This is a genomic window from Staphylococcus sp. GDY8P67P (assembly GCF_017892545.1).
GTDB classification, from domain to species: Bacteria; Bacillota; Bacilli; order Staphylococcales; family Staphylococcaceae; genus Staphylococcus; species Staphylococcus ureilyticus.
The window spans coordinates 1-18309 of record NZ_JAESLH010000019.1 but is presented as its reverse complement, the minus strand read 5'-3'; the positions used below and the strand labels follow the sequence as shown (position 1 = coordinate 18309).

Here is an 18309-nt window from a genome sequence, read left to right as displayed (position 1 = left end):
TTAAAGTTGTTAGGAATGACAATGCCAATGAATACTAAATTATTAGTAATTTGAACATACCTTTTATCTGTACTAAAATAACTAATGTAAGTCTTATGTATTTAATTATGGGAGGTTTAAATTTTGGAAGCTTTAACTGAATTACGCGAAAAAAAGCATTTAAGTTTGTCTAAATTAGCGATTAATTTAAACAAAAGTTATGAGAAAAATTACAGAATATGTCAAATTTGGGATTGGGAACATGGATATAGAGAACCATCAGAGAATGACACTAAAATACTAGCTGATTATTTCAACGTATCTCAAAAAACATTTAATCAATAATTATATGAATTTAGTACGAATATTGAATTTATATAATTATTGATTAGATTGTTATCATGTATCACTATTTATAGATAAACTAGACAACTATCATTTATTAAATCGTCTAGTCGACATGCAAAGTCACAGATAGTTAATGTATGTTTATTGTTAATGAAAGTCATGCAATAACAGTCATTTTCTAACTGTTCAGAGTCTGTATGTTGTTTGAGCCTGAAACATTTTCAGGCTCTTTTTTTGTAGTGTTATTCATTACTTTTTATAAACAATTGTAATAAAATAATCTACGCCTTCCACAGTGTTCGTAACAGAAGGTGTCACTGATACGAGTTCCCAGTGTTGTTTATCATCCACTTCATGTAAAAATTGGTTCACTCGTGCATCAAATTCTTCAAAACTTTCTTCGTATTCCATATGCAAAGTTTTAATAAACATATTTGTCTCCTTCTATTATTTTGTCTTAATTATTTTCTTATTATAAATCTTCCAAATTACTGAAACAAACATTTTAAAATATTTGAAGACTTAATAAACTATAAATTTGTAAATATACTTTAAAAACTTATGATAACTGCAATTCATTATCTAACCAATCAACAATTTCTTTAAAAATACTCTTATTAAAAGAAGATTCATTAAATATTTCATGTTGTAAACCATCATATATATGAATTGATTTGTGTTCTGAACCTATTTCATCAAATAATTGTAATGAATCTTTATAACTCACCAAACCATCCTCTTTACCATGTAATATTAATGCAGAATCAATAAATTTAGAGGCATTTTCTTTTAAATACTTTACTCCCTCAATGAGTGTTGATACTAGTCCCATTGAAATTTGTTTAGCGTTTAAATCATCTAATGCATATTTTTCAACAACTTCTTGGTCAGAACATAGTCCTTCACTAAGCACGTTATCAAAATAACTATTCATATCTATCTGTTTGTCTACTTCACCAAATAATTTTTTATTATATCTCGTTAAAGCTCCTGATGTTATGATGCCACTTACTTCATTCGGATGTTGTGTACCGAATAAAGTTACAGTATATCCACCCATACTATGACCAATTAAATAAATTTTACCTTCATAATTTTCTTTAACTTTATCAATCACTGCAGACAAATCTTCTACGATTTCATCCTTATTACTATAAAATGTCTGTTTTCCTTCCGAACGGCCGTGTCCGCGTTGATCATATCTAATGACATTGAATTCATTTTCATTCAAATAACTAGTTATTTCATCATAACGATCAAGATGTTCAGCTAATCCGTGGACAATGATAATATTTGCTTTAGCCTTTTCAACTTCATTTATTTTTGTATAAAGTTTCGTGTTATCTTTGGACAATACATATTTTATATAATTCATTTTCACTTCACCTCATAGTATTAAAAATAAATTTATTTATACTATTAAAGTCCCCCTTTCAAATTAAAAACAAACTTAATCTGCCTATAATATTCCATAAATTCGTAAATGGTGATTGACCTCGACCTTCTTTCAACCTTTAAATCTTAGTTAATGATATGATTATATTGGAGGGCGATATGAATGGCGAAATATATATTATCCTATAATTTAAATTCTATTTCTTATGGATATGAAAAGTTACCATCAAAGTTAAATCTTGTAGGTAAACCATTGTACATTTATAAAGGACTGTGGTTATTAAAAAGTGACTTGGATCAAAATAGCATTTGTGAAAATATAAAGAGTGCTTTCAATTCAAATGATGATTTTTTAATATTTGAAATTAATCAAAGTCCTTTGGGCACTTTGAGTGCACAAAAGTACGACGAAATATTAAATTTACTTAATGATTAAACATATTCTTAAATTTGAATGTGTTTTTTATTTGTATTATTTAAGTTAATTTCATAAATATGTTATACTTTTTATTACTTAAAAGATTTATGTATAGTACAATTATATAAATGGTCAGTTTTGTACTTCAACCTATTTCACAGTTTCATTTGCAATTTCATAATTTTAAAACAATGACCATTGTTAAGGGGATATTTATGAAAATTATTGATTTCAAAATTAGTAACTATGATATAATCTATACTGTTAAAACGGATAACGGACATACGTTTTCCCACGCTCTACCAAAGGATACAACATCACAAAATGTTCATCGTTATTTGAATATATTGTGTATTAATGTTGACCGAACAAAGTAATATATACCTATAATTATTAAGAGGACAGCTCTTTTAACTGTCTTTAACTATCAAATAGATACAATATTTCTAACAAAGTCTAGCAAATGATCTGCAAAGTTCATTTACTAGATTTTTTTATTCTCATTAATTCATACTACATTCTTCAACTAAAATCATATTTATTTAATTCTTTTATAAAAATTTTGTTATAATTAAGTTTAAAATAATTTTTCAGAATATTAAGATTCTATTTTATATAAAATAATGATATTAGTTCAAAATTTTTGTTAACTCAAAGGGGTGTATCAATGAAATTTTTAAAAAACAAAGGGAAAACAACAAATAAAAACAGAAAAAAGTTCGAAATGCCTCATATTTATGTCATATTATTTATATTTGGTGCCATCGCTACCATTTCCACTTACCTCATTCCTTCCGGAGAGTTTAATCGAATTGAAGGACCTGAAGGCAGAGAAATGGTTGATGCAGATTCATTTCATTACATAAAAGCTACACCAGTCAATATAATAGACTTTATATCCATTATTCCTAAAGGACTCATAGCAGCAGGTGAAATCGTATTCTTCACACTTATTATTGGTGGTATGTTTATGGTATTAAGACGAACTGGCATTATTGAAATTGGTGTTGATAAACTCGCGCGTAAATTTTTAAATCATAGTATCTTTATCATTCCAGTATTGACCTCTGTATTTGCAATTATTGCTACTTTAATTGGTACAGCTGAACTTTCGCTTGTATACATACCAGTTATCATTCCGTTAATTATTGCCTTAGGCTATGATTCTATAACGGCTACTGCAATTGCGTTATGTGGTACTGTAGTCGGTTTTACAGTTGGTGTATTAAATCCAATCAACACTGGATTGGCTCAAAAATTGTCCGGTGTACCTGTTTTTTCTGGTATTGGCTTACGACTCACACTCTTTATCATTGTGCTCTTTGTAACAATATTATTTATAATGAGATACGCTCAAAAAGTAAAACAAAATCCAAATATCAGTTTAGTTTATCAAGAAGACACAGAAAAAAGACAGACATATAAAGATATTACGAAGCACAAACCATTGGTTGCCACTCAACGTCAAAAAATCGGTATTGCTATAGTATTAACCTTTTTCGTCATACTTGTTTATGGCGTGACTACACAAGGTTGGTTTATGGTTGAAATGTCCGGCTTATTTATCATTATGGGCATTGTCGTTGGATTAGTTACCGGGTTGACTACACGTGAAATTTGCGAATCATTTAACGACGGATTTAAGGATGTTTTGATGGGCGCTATCATTGTTGGGCTTGCCCGTTCTATCGTGGTAGTTCTTGAAGATGGTAAAATTATGGATAGTATTGTCTATGGATTAGGTTCTGTTATTGAGGGGGCCACACCGACTGTCGCAGTCATTGGTATGTATATCGTTCAGGTATTAATTAACTTCATCATCTCATCGGGGAGTGGTCAAGCACTTGTCACTATGCCTATCATAGCACCTTTAGCCGATATGCTAGGTATTACTCGCCAAACAGCCGTTTTGGCTTTCCAATTAGGCGATGGTTTCACACATGTATTCTACCCCACAAGCGGTTATTTCATGGCTGCATTAGCTATTGGTGGCGTGTCTTATACCAAGTGGATCAAGTTTTTCTTTCCACTATTTATTATATGGGGACTTATTTCTATTGCTACATTGGTAATTGCGCAATTAATTGGCTGGTCCTAAATATACTAATACTGGTCATTCGTATATCAGAGCTATTGATAAAATTTTAGTCTTTTTTAACTTTTAATGAGTACATAAACGTCAATTTCTATTGAGATGAAATAGAAATTGACGTTTCTTCTGTTTTATAAAAAATGATATGCTGTTGAACGATTAACCTTTTTGGCAAACTTTGAGAATCAATTCAAGTTCACGTTTCCCCTATGGATAAAGTCAATCACCATTCTATTAAAAATCAATCAATCATTAATTCATTCTAAAATACTACGGTTTTCATTTTCTTTGATTACCAATTTTTAAATTAATGTTTTATGTTAATCATCATTCTCTATCACTTTTTCCATTCTATAATTAGTAGTTTGAAACCCTAACTTATGATACAAGGACACTGCCCGCCTATTATGACCGAACACATGTAAACCGATACGATGTATATTATTTTTTTCACAATAATCTTCGATACAAAGCATAGTTTTCTCACCTAATCCTTTCCCTCTATAATTGTCAAAAATATGTACATCATAAATAAAACACTTATTTATCTTTTTATTTTCCGCAAAATGCAGCCAGCAATATCCAATCGCTTCGTTCAAATAAACAACAGTAAATAAATATTGATTATCAGTAGCTAATCCGTGGGGCAGTAATTTTTCAAAATCTGAACGTGCCCTTTCAATAGCTCCTTCTGTTTCCCAAACACCGCTTTTTATATGTTCATGTGCATATTCATGTATGCTCTTTTCATAAACTTTATCAAAAGTTCGTTGCGTCATTGGTTCTAGTGTTAACGACATGTCATCCCCCTCTCTTTAAATTAACACTAGTTTAGCATAATTCATTTTTCGTTTACGAATTAAAAAAAGTGGAACAAACACGTTACCTTTAAAAAGATAGTGTCGTTCCACTTTATCAAAGTCACTATATTCGCACATTTATTCAAAATTTTTATAGTGCTATTTCAATTTCAATGTCATCGCATTAATGGCAACAATAACCGTACTTAAAGACATCAAAATTGCTCCTACAGCAGGTGATAAGATTAAGCCAATAAATGCTAAAACGCCAGCTGCGAGCGGTACAGCAACAATGTTATATCCAGCGCCCCACCATAAGTTTTGAACCATTTTTCTCATAGTATTTTTAGAAAGTGTAAGGAAATGAATAATGTCTGATGGTGCACTTTTAACAAGAATCACATCTCCTGATTCAACAGCAACATCCGTACCTGCACCAATAGCCATACCTATATCCGCTCGAATTAAACTAGGTGCATCATTGATTCCATCACCAACCATCATTACTTTATGTCCCTCAGCTTGATAGTCTTGAATAATCTTTTCTTTATCTTCAGGTAATAGTTGAGCATGAACATCATTAATACCTAGTTCTTTAGCGACTGTATTTGCCACTTCATTATTATCACCTGTTAACATCACTGGTGTAATATTTCTTGATAATAAATCTGAAACCATTTTTCTCGAACTTTCTTTAATTTTATCACCTTGTGCAATCACTCCTATGACTGCTTCATTATGAATTAAAAAGCTAACTGAATTACCTTGTTTAGCAAGTTTTTCAAACTGTTCTATATCATATTTCAAATTATTTTTTTCTAAATAACTAACATTGGTAATTTTATATTTTTGATTTTCTATTATACCTTGTAAACCAACACCTGGTATATTTGTTACTTCTTGAGGATTTTTGATTGTGATACCTTTATTTTTTGCAAACGTCACGATGCCTAAAGCAAGTGGATGGTTAGAATTACTTTCCAATGAGGCAAATAAAGATAAGATTGCTTCATTATCACTTTGAGGTGTATAGCTTTCATAATGATTAACTGAAAAATCACCTTCAGTTAAAGTCCCTGTTTTGTCCATCATAATATAGTCAATATGCTGAGCTAATTCAACAGAAGATCTATTTTTTATGATTAAGCCATGATGTGCACCAATAGAAGTTGAACGTGCTGTAACAAGTGGTATTGCTAATCCCAATGCATGCGGACAAGCAATAACCAATACTGTCACTAATCGTTCCAAAGCAAAATCTAAATTATTATGGATAATCATCCACACGATAAATGATATTAAACCAATACTCACTGCAAAATAAAATAGATAGCCTGCTACTTTATCTGATAATAATTCAGCGTCTGATTTGTCATTTTGTGCTTGATTGACTAACCCCATCACTTGGGATAAATAGCCATTTTCACCTGTAGCAGTTACTTTGACATTTACCGTACCTGAACCATTTATTGAACCACCAATCACTTCATCTTGTACATTTTTAACCACTTGCTTAGATTCTCCTGTGACTAATGATTCATCTACAGAAGTACTACCTTGAATAATCACACCATCTGCCGGTATGCTTTCTCCAGCTTTCACTTCTACGATATCATCCACTTCGATTTCTGAAATAGAAACTTCTTCTTTTTGTTCTGAATCTATGACTTTTATTGCTTTGTTAGGTAGAAGTTCTGCCATTTTCTTTAAAGCATTGCCTGCATTACCAACTGCATTCATTTCTATCCAATGTCCTAATAACATAATTAATATTAATGTTGCTAATTCCCAGAAAAAGTCCATTACATGTCCTGATACATTGCTAAAATGATTCATATAAAATGCATATAAACTATAAACATATGCTACAGAAATACCTAACGCAACAAGCGTCATCATACCAGGCTTTTTAGACGCAAGTTCATCTTTTGCACCAGTTAAAAAAGGTTTGCCACCATAGAAAAACAAAACTGTGGCAAGTACTAATACAATCCAATCAGAACCATTAAATGAGAACTGAAACGGTAATTTTATTCCCATCATTGGTGATAAAATGATGATTGGTATGGCAAATAATAATGATATAAAAAATTTACGCTTAAAATTACCATGATGATGTCCATGGTGTTCATGCATTTCATGTTCTTCATGATGATGTGTATGATGTCCTTCGTGCATCTGATGCTCATGACTATCATGTGCTTCATGATTATTGGAACTTGTCATATTATATCCTCCTTACAAAGTGTATCGTTATTCTCTTAACATAAACGATTATAACATATACCCCTATAAGGTATAATAAATATGCTTACAATTACTAAAAAAGACTGAAACCAACGAATTTCATCGCCTTGATTTCAGTCCTTTTGATCACAGCTATTTATTTTAAGAAATACTAAATGCTATTCACTTACTGCAAAATAATTACCTTGTCCATCTTGAAAATTAAATACACGCGTTCCTGACATTTCAATAATATCATGTCCAGTTAAACCCATGTCTTTTAATTTTGTATAAAGCTCATCAAAATTAGAAGCTTTAAACATCAGTGATGGTGTTCCCAGATTAACGCCTGGGCTATATTTCTTTATAAATTCTTTTTCCATAATAGAGATAGATGTTTCAACTTCATTATTGGGAGCAATTTCTACTGCTTTATATCCCTCCGCTAATGCTTCTTCTGATAAAACTGCAAATCCCATGGTATTTTTCCAAAAATCAACAGCTTTTGACTGATCATCTACATATAGCATGACTTGATTTAATTTTTCCATTTCAATACACCTTTCAATTTTAGACATGCTTAAATATAGCCAAAACGATATACATATAAACGATTTATGTAAAAAATTTTCCCTGTATATAAGTATATAAATTTAAATTTTAGTATTCTCATTAATAATTTAATCTTCTAAAGGATTCAAGTTCCTACCTAAACACAGTGTGGTTATATATATCATTGGTGGGATGAATTTATTATTTTATCTATGGGTTATTATTAAAACCACTGTCAACACCCATTTTTTTCATTTCTTTTACTTCTTCTTGACTATTCAATGTAAACACATGAACTTTTAAACTGTTTTTGTGAGCTCGTTTAATCAACAATTTTATAGTAAAATTCAGCAACACTGTGACATAAATAAATTATTATTATATAATATGAACAAATAATTCATTTGTCATAGTTAATTCAAAATCATGATATGCTAAATCAAAATGAGGTGCTTTATGAGATTTAAAAAAAGTCTAAAATATTCTACTATTTTTTTCTTGATAATAACATTTATCACAATTTTAACTAGACCATCAGAAACAAAAATAAATGAAATTATGAACGCTTCTAATTTCAATACATTGCTTTTGATTAGTAACGAATTTATAAAAACAATATCTATAAGTTTACCACCATCAATCATCATATTTTTGGTTTTTTATTTTTATATTTTAAGGTCTCAACAAGATTAATATGCTAAATGATTTTTTGGACAAACGTACTTATCTCTTATTACAACGCAAAAAATTGTTAAAAATAAATTTGTAATTAAAAAGTTAATGCTTCTCAAAGCACATGCTTAAATCTTTACTTCTAAAATTATACATATAATTATATTCATTCATTTAGCCTTAACCTATTAAACCCACTCTAAAAATAGTTTTTATTACAAAAACGCCCACCAATTGGTGAGCGTTTGTTTACTGAAATTTAGTTTTATAAAAAGAAGCATAAGCATCATCTATTAATCACTTTATGACTATGCATTTGTAAAGTACACACTGCTAAAAAATTTAAGGAATAATGTGCAACCTACTTTTATTAACTACATTTTAAGTATTAATTTGTACTTTAGTTACATAGCCATCATTTACATAAAATTTAATTGATGTACCATTATAATTACGTTCATACATATTCCCTGCTGGTGTGTCCGTTACATCTGAAGGTCCATATACTGTTAATAAATCATTTTTTGAAACAGTTTTACCATCTAAATCAAAAGTAACAGCATCTGCTTTATTTTCGCCAGTTTTACGAAATGATTGATCATATATATCTACCATCTCCGCTGTTTCTGCATCGCTATTTGTAATTTTATAACCATTAATTGTTAAATTTTTGTATTTAATTGCATTAATAAAATCTTGATCCAAAATAAATTCACTATTTGCTGATGTATAACCTGTATAGTTATAATATGGCGTTTCTGCTGCTTGGGTTTGTGATTGATGTGAATCGATTGCTGCTGCACCTACTGCTGTACTAAATACGAGGCCGCAAGATAACATTATCTTTGACACTTTATTCATATTAAACACTCCCTGTAAAAATTTTGAATCTCAGTTGATTCAATTGTAATATTACACTCATATTACAAAAAGTCAATTATTTACTGATTAATATAAACATGGTCATAGTAAATTCGTTTCTGAAAAATTGAAATGTGCCTTATCTATAGTAAAAATACGACTTACTATAGAATCCTAATTCATGTTCATAATAAAAAAAGGAACTGTTTGAAAGTCCCTTTAAAGTGAGTTACCAAGTTATAATTTTTAATTTTCAATTTCCTTCAATGCCTTTTTAGGTATATCCATTTTATTCACTTCTTCATACGTAGCCACATGGGCTCCTTTATGAGTGATTTTCAAATATTTGTCTAGCTTTAAAGTTTTTGCAGCTGTGAAAGTTATATCTCTACTTTCACCATATTTATTATAAGCATTTTGTGTGTATCTAACTCTATCATATTCGAGAAATTTATCAGGCTTTTTTGTTTTTACATAACTATTTTCTTGTTTCACTAGGGGGTTAATTTGATCAATTATGCCGGCAATTTCTCCCTCTTGCTTTTTTCCATTAGATACTATGTACATGCCTATTAGTATTATTGCTAAACCTAGTATTACAACTGGCATTAAAATCAATATCTTTTTCATTTAAAATCATTCCTTTCGTTATATAAAATATTTTATCAATCAATATGAATTAAGTGTACTTACAATATTGTTTTCTTTTTTCACTTAAAATTCAGTTGGATATATAAACTAATATAGTTTTAACCATACTTTTTAAATAAATAGAAATATTCTAAGTAATTATTTTCGTAAAAAATAAAATATTGTATAATATAATCATCAAAAGGAGGAGATTTTATGCTAGTCAAAAAAAATACATTAATAATTCAAATTAAAACTAAAACAACAGGAGGAATAAATGATTAAATCAATCAATTGTATAAATTTGCAAACAATATATGATTGAAATCTTACTTTTAATCATTTATTCCAATAAGGAGTTATAATGATTAAAAGAAGTTTAATTATTCCACTTTATATCAATATTTTTTTGGCATTTACTGGCATAGGACTAGTCGTTCCAAGTTTACCTTTAATAATTAAAGATTTATCTATAACTGGAAATGCTTTTGGAGTACTTATTGCAGTTTTTTCTTTTTTCCAAATGATTTGTTCACTTATAATTGGATACTTTTCTGACAAGTACCCCAAAAAGCACTTTCTATCGTTTGGATTGTTATTCTATATAATTTCAGAATGCTTATTCGGGATAGGTATGGATTTTTATACACTCTTTGTTTCCAGAGTATTGGGAGGCATAAGTGCTGCCTTAATGACTACATCTATTATTGGCATTATCGGAGATATCTCTGATGAAAAAAATCGTGATAAAAATTTCGGCACATTTTCAGCTATAACATCATTAGGCTTTATCATTGGACCAGGTATAGGAGCGTTGTTTTCATCAATCCACATAAGATTACCTTATTTTATAGCTATGGTAATAGGTATGATCATGTTAGTTATAAATTTAAAGTTAAGTATTCCACATATTAAAAATGAAGATGTACCAAAAAATAAAAATTTCAAAATAAAATTCAAAGACTTAAAGCTATATTTATTACCTTCTATAATTATATTTTTATTAGCATTTGGACTAGCTGCTATAGAAGAGCTTTATCCATTATACTTAGTCGATAAAGCTGCGTTTACATCTATTAATATAGCTGCCGCGATTATAGGTGGATCTTTACTAGGCGCTTTCACTCAATATTTTCTATATCCTAAAATTTCAAAGTATTTGAGTGAACTTTCGATCATCACTATTAGTTCTATGTATTCGATCGTCATATTATTTAGCTTGTTATTCTTAAATTCTGTGATATCCCTCATATTAATAAGTTGGATTATATTTATTGGATTTGATATCATACGCCCTACTATAACAGTGTATCTATCAAAATTAGTTCAAAACAAACAAGGTTTAGCAGGTTCAATAAACTCTACTTTTACCTCTTTAGGTACTTTAATAGCACCAATTATTGCTGGTTATTTTTACTCTCAAAATATAAATGCACCAGTTTATCTTGCTATGATTTCTATTGTCTTAAGTATTCTTACTTTGTTCATTTTTCCTAAAAAGTAAATACTGGATAATTAAAAAGGATAGGCATTCATTTGCCTATCCTTCTGCATTAAATCCAAAATGACCTGCTAGCTTTTCTGATTCGTAAAAAGTAGTTCATTTTTATATTTCTTTGCTCAATATATTTTTTATCTTTTCTTTAAAAAGTGGTGTATAAATATAGCGATAGCCTTTTAAAGTTGGGTGTGCATCATCAGCAAAAAGTGTATTATCATATTTTATTTGTTCATTTGCCCATTGATTGCCCCAAACATCTAAAATTTCAATATCCCATTTTTCTTTTAGTTTATATAAATTATATACCAAAAATTCATAATAAGGATCTGCTTTTCTAATACAAGTATAAAATAATATAGGCGTATCCAAGGTTAATTTAGCGTAACTAATAATATATTCCATTGCGCCAATTGTTGTTTCTACATCAAAAGCATTATGATCATATTCTTTTTTTATTTCACCTACATATTTATTTAACCTACCATCATTCGTTGATAACTGACAAATCAACAAATCAAATTTGTTTTTACTTAACTTCTCTTTTTTTATTCTTTGGACATATGAATTTTTTTCTGTTCCTGCCAAACTTGTACCCGAAAGTGCTTCTTTCGTTGTGTTCATATGAGATTCTATATTTAAAAATTCAACAAATGAAATCCCATGAGAAGCCGCACCATATGTAATTGAAGAACCTAAAAAAAGAATGTTTTTATCAGCTAAACCATCTTCTCTTTTGAAAAATTGGGAGTTCGGTTTAAAACTACTTTTATTGCCTTTTCGTATATCATTAACAAAATTTGTCACTGCAGAAGCTAATTTCCCAACAATATACACGCTAATTAACATTATTACCTTTTTCAATTTTATAGCTCCTTTTGGACATTATCATATTAAATTCTCAAATATACATTTTAATTAGTTAGGTACATTGAATTACTAATTTTCATGATATTATAACTTGATTATGACAGAAAGTTTACAGTCTAACTGTATGCATAAGTCAATGAAAAACAACTCATGATATCAATATTTTTTATATTTCACATTGATAATCTTATTTAAGTATTCAATTTTATATAATTTAATCTTTTTAGTTCAAAAGTTCTACGTCTATTGAAATAATATTACTCACATTGATATATCTACCACTGTCTTTTAAGTAAAAGTATTCATGTTTCTTAATTGCTTTTTCAAACCTTTTTAAAGCCAATGCTTCACTAATTTCCCAAATATTTTCTACATACTCACGAAACATATTTCCATCGTTCGTTTTTATTTTAAAAACAAAAATTTCGTCCATCTATATTCACCCTGTGTAAGTATTATAAATTAATTATCCAACTAATTACTTAGCATTGCAAATTAGATACATTCCTAAATCGAAATACATTTTTACAATAACTTAATTGCTTTCAAAAATAATGCACAAGCACATAGCATATAGATTTTTAATAAAACAAAAGCCCTCAACCGCAATGGGTGAAGGCTCGGCTATGAAGACGCTGGGAGTTCGTTAAAGCGATTAACTATACATTTTTATAACTATTGCTATATCAACGTTTACATTGTCTTGATGCTGTAGTGTAAAATATTAAAATTGCAAAAACAAAAGAAATTTGTGTACTCTTAATGTATTCGTTCCCGCATGCAAGAGTTAATTACTTAAATACTTAATAATGTTATTAATCTGTTTCTTTAAATCGTTCTTGAGTAGCTGGCTCAGCACTTTTTTCTTCGGTTGTATTTTCAGAATGTTGCTCTTTTTTTATAGACTTCCCAATTGTACGTTTTTCTTATGTATTTTCAAGAGTCGTTCCTTTATTTTTGTCCACAATTACTTATGCTTAAGATGCCTCATTTTGACCATAAAAAGGTGTTTCTATGTAATAGTGATTTTCGTCACTTTTGCCTTTGTGATGTATTAATCACTCTTATTAAAAAATACTTGATTTTCCGTTTATAACTTTTCATTAGCAATTGTTTTCGCTTGATTGATAGTTAATTTTCCACCTTAATCATGTGACTTATCATCGACATTTTGTTTGTTATGTTTTGAATTACTTTTATAATTTTCATTCGACTTTTTATGGTCTTCATTGGATTCATTTGAATTCCTCACATCATCCAGACTAATAAAATCACATCCACTCAAAAAAATTATAGTTACCAATGCTGAAATAAACAAACTTTTAATTTCACAATAAACTCTTATCTATATTCCTAGTACATATAACTTAGTAGAGATGTTTTTAACATAAAATACATAATTAAATATTAATATCCAAAATATTTATATATAACATATAATATTAATCCAATGGTTGGTCCACCAATTATTACCATAACCACAATACACCCAGTATCACCCAAAGCCCAATGCAATATTTTAAAGATTACTAGCCAAAATACAACAGTAACAACGATCCCTATAAGTAATATCAATAACATAGTAAAAATTCCAATTAAATCCATTCTATCCTCATTACTACTCCTTATACTGTTTTAAAATTTAACAAAGAATATTGTAACATTCTTTCACTTTCATTCAACAATAATGTTATTCAAAAAATATAATGTCCTATCATTAATTATTTACATATTATTTTTCACTATCTAAAATGATTACAATTTTTAAATCTGCTATTCTTCTTTAGATTAATAACTTTCGTTACATATCCCATCATACATTAAGTTACTTAATATATATTTCTGACATTTACTCTGTAATACATCGGGCAATGAATTTACGTATAGTTTTCGCTTTATTAAATAACCATAAGCATATTCACAAATATTAAATTTAACTATAACCTTTTGTTATCACTATTTTTTAGGTATAGTACAATTAAGTTAATAATTTATTTTTAAGGGAGAGCATTAAATGAAAAAGATTTTATTTTTATTATTAGCAAGTTTCTTAGTATTAGCAGCATGTGGCAATAAAGAAGAAAGTAAATCAGATGATAGTAAGGAAACAAAATCATCAAGTAATAAGAAATCAAATGATGAAAAGAATGATATTAAACAATCTTAAGATAGCAAAGACAAATCAAATGATAGTTCTAATGATGAAGTAACAAAACAAAATGAAATTAATGAACAACCTGTTCAATCACAAGAACAAGTGATTACACAAAAGCAACAGATGACACAACAACCTATTCAGTCGCAAGAGAAAGCAGAACAATCTGAATCTGAACAACAACAAAACTCACAAGTGGCTAATAAAGAGCAATCAAATGTACCTGCTGGTGACGCAATGTTTGGTGAATATAAAGAAGATGGTACTTATTGTACAGTTGGTGGTTGTTTAACACCTGAACAACAAAAAGACCAAGAAGAAGCAAATTATGAAGAGATGGAAAATCAAGGATATTCTCGTGAAGAGTACGATGAAATTCAGAATAAAGCTGCAGAATTACAACAACAAAGAGACAATGGAGAAATTTCATCAGAAGAATTTACGGATAGTTATCTTGAATTATATGATTGATAATCCTATTTAACATATTTTTATATGGGCATTAAACTATGCTCTTTTTATTTTAACTCCGCAATATCCTTCAAACTAATTCTATTTAATCCATTTCATTCATATAAATAAAACAATTGTACATAGTCATCTACTTTGCGAATATATCCTTCTATATTTTTAATATATCCACTTTCATAATAACTAATAATCACTTCTGAATCATTAAGCATTTCGAACGTTAAAGTTTATTCAATTCATATAGTTGATCATCGCTAAATAAAGACTTAACTATTTTATTCTGATCTTCAACATACTATTCTAACATTTCATACTTTTCGAGCATAAACTTGAAAAGATGTAATTTAACTAATCCATGTTCTTGTAGTATTCGTGATTAAGATATTCACGTAGTGTTTTACGATAATCAGTTTCGTTTTTATAATTATCTGGAGTCATAGTATTACCTCAATAAATATTGACGGAACACTTGTTATTATATGTAAATAAAAAATAACCACCCATTGACATGTGTGAGTGGCTTATTAGAAAGACAAAAATATTCAATTAACTATACAAAACATTCATAAACTACGATTATTTCTAATTTTCATTGCTTTAATAACTATGTATATTGAATTTACACCCATTATAAGAACGTAAGGTATTAATATAATCAAATTTTCTAATTGTGTAATAAAAATAAGACCAAATAAAAATAAAATATTTAACCAAATAGATATAAAATAACTTGTGTCTAATTCAGGATTTATCTTCACAAAATCACCCATTCTTTAAAATTTCAACATAATTGCTTTATTGACATCGAGCTATGAAACAATTTTATTTTAACACAAAAAATAAGGCTAGCACATAAGTGTATATCCTTGATAATCAATCCATTACCCTATCAAAGCTTGTTGTACTCTCTTATCTGATACTTCAAATATACGTCCCACCATGATAATTTAATAATCTGTTGTACTTTATATATCACAGTTGTTGTTCAAGTGACCTAATTAAATCACTTAAATTTCTATTTTATAAAAATGTTCAACTACAGGAAAAGGTTCATAATAACAATGCAATAAAGACTTCCAATTATTATATTCTTCAGACTCACGAAAACCTATTGTATGATCTTCTAATGTTTCCCACTCAACCAATAACAGATACTTACCTTCTTCTTCAAAACATTTATTTAACGAATGATTTATATAGCCTTTCATTGAACTAATAATACTAGAGGCTTCTATAAAAGATTGCTCAAATTCATTTTCCATATTCTTTTTAACTTGTAACATCGCTCCTTCAAGTACCAATGCAAAATCCCCCTTAAAATATATTTTGAAAGAAATTAATACGATTTCCTTTTATTTTAACCACTTTTATATCATTAATCTATTTTGCTTTATTCCAATTGCTTTATTGACGTTGAGCCTCGCAATAATTTATTTTAATGATAGCATAAAAAAATAGGGCAAACACATAAGTGCTTACCCTTCTACTATTTTATCCAACACCCTATCAAATACTTGTTTCACTTTCTTATCTGATACTTCAAATANNATGACAATTTAATAATCTGTTGTACTTTTTAACATCACAATCTTTATAAACTGCTGTAATACCTTTTACAATCGTTCCTAAGTTCATATCTTGAATTTTTTCCATATCATGTGATTTATTCTTATAAGTATCTACCATATTATGATAATTACACACGTATCTTTCTAGAACAACTCTCAATAAATTTCAAAATTTTTATACATGAAAAAAGCCCTCAACCGTTGTGGTTGAGAGCTCGGATATGGAGACGGCGGGAGTTGATTATAGCGATTATCTATACATTTAAAAATCGCTATAAGTATTGTCAAATCAACGTTTACATTGCATTACTAAGTCAGTGTAAAATGTTAAAATTGCAAAAACAACATATTTTTGGGGCAACATTTATGTATCTATTCCGTATGCGTGAGATTCCTATTTTTTTGATTTTAATTGCAACTCACATGATTTACAATATAAAAACTGTCTGATTTTTTATACAGAAATATAAAAATAACCGGTATTAATAGAGAAAAAAATAAGCCTATTTGCTCCAAAAGATTCCCATAAAAATTTCTTGAGCCAAATATAGCTACAATAGATAATACGCCAAAAATTAAAACCACCTTTATCATTTTTTAATAAAAACTTGTTATCTCTTTTTATTATTATTTCGCTTTTAGTCTATATAAAATACAATGTTTTTTCATTATAAATTCACAAAAATAATATATATACAGCTGTTATTTATATGATACCATTAAATATGTAATATTAACCTAAATCTACAAGTTATTTCGAAAAAATCATCAAATATTTTAAAGTTGTAAAGGGTGCATATATTTGAAAATTAATAATTGTCCTAATTGCAAAAGTAGTAAGATTAAATTTATTAACAATAGAACATTACTATATCTCAATTTACTAATTAGTTTCATTTTCTTGTTTGTTTTTATTTTTAACACAAATTATTTCTCTAAACATACATTTTTAATTATATTATTTTTATTAACTATACTGAATTTATGGATTCTCTACTTTAAATTAGGACGTTACTATGTTTGTAACAATTGCGATTTTACATTCAATTATCAAACTAAAAGTGAACAAATTATAGAATACTATGATGACACTGAAAATTTAAAAGATGATACCTTTTTAAATTTCGAAATTCTATTTAAAGTTTTCAAAAAACAATTTTCTGCATATTGCATAATTTGTTTTCCGTTAATCATAATATTTTCAGTTTTACTAAATAGTGATATGGATAGTTCTATATTTATTTTAATTTACATATTTATTTCAATACCATTAGGAGCAGCTTTAGTTTGTATACTTTCTCTAGAATCTGAAATTTCAATTGCACGTAGCTTAAAATTAAGTAGAAATGAGATCGATTTCAAACAAGTATATAGTTCGCTTGCTAAGCTTCTTACTCTACTCACAACATTTTATACAATTGCTTTCACTAGAATTAGCCATAGAGAGATATTCAATTTTGATATCTTTTTATGGACTAATATATTTATTTTTACAATTGCATTAAGCAATTTCATTTTAGAATTCAACCATTATAGAAACTATTAAATCCGTTAATAAAACAAAGAATAAATATATATTTTTTCAATTTATTAATATCTATGTATTTGTTTAACATATATGAATCTGACATTCACTCTGTGCTGCATCGAGAAGTGAATATGCATATCGTTGTTCATTTGATGTTCTATAATTATCAATACATATTTCAAAAAAGCATCCCCTATTTATATTTAACTATAGTAGTATTGATTTATAAGTCAAGTCCAGACTCCT

The 18309-nt window shown here is 28.3% G+C and carries 18 protein-coding genes; 6 read left to right on the top strand and 12 right to left on the bottom strand.

The genetic code is table 11. The annotated features are described in order from the left end of the window. The first annotated feature begins 123 nt into the window (after positions 1 to 123). Positions 124 to 324 (top strand): helix-turn-helix domain-containing protein, encoded by a 201-nt coding sequence (locus tag KA833_RS06900; RefSeq protein WP_046207474.1) that lies wholly within the window; start codon positions 124 to 126, stop codon positions 322 to 324. Between the two features lie 252 nt (positions 325 to 576). On the opposite strand, the gene KA833_RS06895 is transcribed toward KA833_RS06900, so the two are convergent. Together KA833_RS06895 and KA833_RS06890 are read right to left on the bottom strand one after the other, a co-directional pair. Continuing rightward, a complete protein-coding gene (locus KA833_RS06895) occupies positions 577 to 759 on the bottom strand; it encodes a hypothetical protein (protein ID WP_046207473.1) in 183 nt (60 codons plus the stop codon). Between the two features lie 127 nt (positions 760 to 886). Then, positions 887 to 1702, bottom strand: coding sequence for an alpha/beta hydrolase (locus tag KA833_RS06890; RefSeq protein WP_210128687.1), 816 nt, complete (start codon positions 1700 to 1702; stop codon positions 887 to 889). 183 nt (positions 1703 to 1885) lie between these two features. On the opposite strand from KA833_RS06890, the gene KA833_RS06885 reads away from it, so the two are divergent. Together KA833_RS06885 and KA833_RS06880 are read left to right on the top strand one after the other, a co-directional pair. After that, positions 1886 to 2158 (top strand): hypothetical protein, encoded by a 273-nt coding sequence (locus KA833_RS06885; RefSeq protein ID WP_046207471.1) that lies wholly within the window; start codon positions 1886 to 1888, stop codon positions 2156 to 2158. Positions 2159 to 2807: 649 nt separating this feature from the next. Next, the gene (locus KA833_RS06880) at positions 2808 to 4238 is read left to right on the top strand and encodes a YfcC family protein (protein WP_210128688.1); all 1431 of its coding nucleotides are present in this window, start codon (positions 2808 to 2810) and stop codon (positions 4236 to 4238) included. 314 nt (positions 4239 to 4552) lie between these two features. Here the strand turns inward: KA833_RS06880 and KA833_RS06875 are convergent, their stop codons facing one another. The 6 genes from KA833_RS06875 to KA833_RS06850 form a co-directional block, all read right to left on the bottom strand. Next, entirely contained in the window at positions 4553 to 5032 is a 480-nt protein-coding gene (locus KA833_RS06875) for a GNAT family N-acetyltransferase (protein ID WP_046207469.1), read from the bottom strand. Positions 5033 to 5191: 159 nt separating this feature from the next. After that, a complete protein-coding gene (locus tag KA833_RS06870) occupies positions 5192 to 7258 on the bottom strand; it encodes a heavy metal translocating P-type ATPase (protein WP_210128689.1) in 2067 nt (688 codons plus the stop codon). A 179-nt stretch (positions 7259 to 7437) separates the two neighbouring features. Further along, the gene (locus KA833_RS06865; RefSeq protein WP_046207467.1) at positions 7438 to 7809 is read right to left on the bottom strand and encodes a VOC family protein; all 372 of its coding nucleotides are present in this window, start codon (positions 7807 to 7809) and stop codon (positions 7438 to 7440) included. 211 nt (positions 7810 to 8020) lie between these two features. Next, on the bottom strand, positions 8021 to 8167 hold the full coding sequence (locus KA833_RS06860; protein ID WP_348634293.1) for a glycerophosphodiester phosphodiesterase family protein: 147 nt from the start codon (positions 8165 to 8167) through the stop codon (positions 8021 to 8023). A gap of 696 nt (positions 8168 to 8863) precedes the next feature. Further along, positions 8864 to 9343, bottom strand: a complete 480-nt coding sequence (isaB, locus tag KA833_RS06855; RefSeq protein WP_046207464.1) for an immunodominant staphylococcal antigen IsaB family protein — start codon at positions 9341 to 9343, stop codon at positions 8864 to 8866. A 246-nt stretch (positions 9344 to 9589) separates the two neighbouring features. Further along, positions 9590 to 9973, bottom strand: coding sequence for a YxeA family protein (locus tag KA833_RS06850; protein ID WP_210128690.1), 384 nt, complete (start codon positions 9971 to 9973; stop codon positions 9590 to 9592). 364 nt (positions 9974 to 10337) lie between these two features. Here KA833_RS06850 and KA833_RS06845 point away from each other — a divergent pair, with 364 nt between their 5' ends. Further along, on the top strand, positions 10338 to 11477 hold the full coding sequence (locus KA833_RS06845; RefSeq protein WP_070039139.1) for an MFS transporter: 1140 nt from the start codon (positions 10338 to 10340) through the stop codon (positions 11475 to 11477). Between the two features lie 102 nt (positions 11478 to 11579). Here KA833_RS06845 and KA833_RS06840 read toward each other — a convergent pair whose 3' ends face one another. The 3 genes from KA833_RS06840 to KA833_RS06830 form a co-directional block, all read right to left on the bottom strand. Then, positions 11580 to 12335 carry an SGNH/GDSL hydrolase family protein gene (locus tag KA833_RS06840; protein ID WP_210128691.1) on the bottom strand — a complete coding sequence of 252 codons (756 nt, stop codon included), beginning with the start codon at positions 12333 to 12335 and terminating at the stop codon, positions 11580 to 11582. Positions 12336 to 12564: 229 nt separating this feature from the next. Further along, on the bottom strand, positions 12565 to 12774 hold the full coding sequence (locus tag KA833_RS06835) for a hypothetical protein (RefSeq protein WP_046207460.1): 210 nt from the start codon (positions 12772 to 12774) through the stop codon (positions 12565 to 12567). Positions 12775 to 13748: 974 nt separating this feature from the next. Further along, positions 13749 to 13946, bottom strand: coding sequence for a hypothetical protein (locus tag KA833_RS06830; protein WP_046207459.1), 198 nt, complete (start codon positions 13944 to 13946; stop codon positions 13749 to 13751). 409 nt (positions 13947 to 14355) lie between these two features. On the opposite strand from KA833_RS06830, the gene KA833_RS06825 reads away from it, so the two are divergent. Together KA833_RS06825 and KA833_RS06820 are read left to right on the top strand one after the other, a co-directional pair. Further along, positions 14356 to 14508 carry a hypothetical protein gene (locus KA833_RS06825; RefSeq protein ID WP_155390650.1) on the top strand — a complete coding sequence of 51 codons (153 nt, stop codon included), beginning with the start codon at positions 14356 to 14358 and terminating at the stop codon, positions 14506 to 14508. Positions 14509 to 14619: 111 nt separating this feature from the next. Further along, a complete protein-coding gene (locus KA833_RS06820; RefSeq protein WP_052722089.1) occupies positions 14620 to 14967 on the top strand; it encodes a hypothetical protein in 348 nt (115 codons plus the stop codon). 1007 nt (positions 14968 to 15974) lie between these two features. Here KA833_RS06820 and KA833_RS06810 read toward each other — a convergent pair. Continuing rightward, positions 15975 to 16268, bottom strand: coding sequence for an antibiotic biosynthesis monooxygenase family protein (locus KA833_RS06810; RefSeq protein ID WP_107359954.1), 294 nt, complete (start codon positions 16266 to 16268; stop codon positions 15975 to 15977). Positions 16269 to 18309: the final 2041 nt, after the last annotated feature.

Coding starts and splice junctions, on each gene's coding strand:
- KA833_RS06895 (WP_046207473.1), bottom strand. CDS start 759: ATGTTTATTAAAACTTTGCATATGGAATACGAAGAAAGTTTTGAAGAA.
- KA833_RS06890 (WP_210128687.1), bottom strand. CDS start 1,702: ATGAATTATATAAAATATGTATTGTCCAAAGATAACACGAAACTTTAT.
- KA833_RS06885 (WP_046207471.1), top strand. CDS start 1,886: ATGGCGAAATATATATTATCCTATAATTTAAATTCTATTTCTTATGGA.
- KA833_RS06880 (WP_210128688.1), top strand. CDS start 2,808: ATGAAATTTTTAAAAAACAAAGGGAAAACAACAAATAAAAACAGAAAA.
- KA833_RS06875 (WP_046207469.1), bottom strand. CDS start 5,032: ATGTCGTTAACACTAGAACCAATGACGCAACGAACTTTTGATAAAGTT.
- KA833_RS06870 (WP_210128689.1), bottom strand. CDS start 7,258: ATGACAAGTTCCAATAATCATGAAGCACATGATAGTCATGAGCATCAG.
- KA833_RS06865 (WP_046207467.1), bottom strand. CDS start 7,809: ATGGAAAAATTAAATCAAGTCATGCTATATGTAGATGATCAGTCAAAA.
- isaB (WP_046207464.1), bottom strand. CDS start 9,343: ATGAATAAAGTGTCAAAGATAATGTTATCTTGCGGCCTCGTATTTAGT.
- KA833_RS06850 (WP_210128690.1), bottom strand. CDS start 9,973: ATGAAAAAGATATTGATTTTAATGCCAGTTGTAATACTAGGTTTAGCA.
- KA833_RS06845 (WP_070039139.1), top strand. CDS start 10,338: ATGATTAAAAGAAGTTTAATTATTCCACTTTATATCAATATTTTTTTG.
- KA833_RS06835 (WP_046207460.1), bottom strand. CDS start 12,774: ATGGACGAAATTTTTGTTTTTAAAATAAAAACGAACGATGGAAATATG.
- KA833_RS06830 (WP_046207459.1), bottom strand. CDS start 13,946: ATGGATTTAATTGGAATTTTTACTATGTTATTGATATTACTTATAGGG.
- KA833_RS06825 (WP_155390650.1), top strand. CDS start 14,356: ATGAAAAAGATTTTATTTTTATTATTAGCAAGTTTCTTAGTATTAGCA.
- KA833_RS06820 (WP_052722089.1), top strand. CDS start 14,620: ATGACACAACAACCTATTCAGTCGCAAGAGAAAGCAGAACAATCTGAA.